General features: G+C 48.0%; 1 protein-coding gene. It reads right to left on the minus strand.

The window, feature by feature from the left end:
* Position 1 precedes the first annotated feature (1 nt).
* On the minus strand, positions 2–298 hold a 297-nt coding region (locus IQR33_RS31785), incomplete at its 5' end, for a 4-alpha-glucanotransferase (protein ID WP_193844321.1).

Below are 298 nucleotides of genomic sequence, written 5' to 3' on the forward strand. Positions count from 1 at the left end.
TTTACTTACTCGCCTGTGCACGAACTTCAGTAAGGCGTTTAGAAATACGATTCACATCTTCACGGCTGAAGATTTCATCTAGGTTCATCGACAATTTACGACGCCAGTTTGGATACTCATCCACCGTACCAGGAATATTGACCGGTTGATCCATTTCTAGCCAGTCTTCAAGCTGAACACTAAGCAGTGCAGAGTCACCCGCGGCTACGTGCAGTTGCAGCGCTTCGCTTAGGTATGAATCCATTGGCACGTACTGAGCATCATGACCAATGCCTTCTGGCAAATAGCCATGCCAGCG

Source organism: Vibrio sp. OPT46, from assembly GCF_015163535.1.
GTDB classification, from domain to species: Bacteria; Pseudomonadota; Gammaproteobacteria; order Enterobacterales; family Vibrionaceae; genus Vibrio; species Vibrio alginolyticus.